The following is a 241-nucleotide window of genomic DNA, read 5'->3' on the forward strand; positions in this document are numbered from 1 at the left end:
GTCCAGGACCCCGAGCTCCTCGCGTACCTCGCGGAGCACCGCATCGCGCTGGAGGTCTGCCCGACCTCCAACATCGCCACCCGCGTGGTCGCCTCGCTCGACGAGCACCCTCTCCAGCAGATGGTCGACGCCGGGGTCCTCGTCACGATCAACAGCGACGACCCGCCCATGTTCGGCACCGACCTCAACAACGAGTACCTGGTCGCCGCCCCCCTCCTCGGCCTCAACGGCGTTCTTGGCG

At 68.9% G+C, this 241-nt stretch carries 1 pseudogene; it reads left to right on the forward strand.

Features of this window, described 5'->3' with window-relative positions:
- Window positions 1–241, forward strand: a pseudogene (locus tag J0695_RS42990) (adenosine deaminase); the annotation flags it as partial.

The sequence above is a fragment of the Streptomyces beijiangensis genome, assembly GCF_017315755.1.
Lineage (GTDB): Bacteria > Actinomycetota > Actinomycetes > Streptomycetales > Streptomycetaceae > Streptomyces > Streptomyces beijiangensis.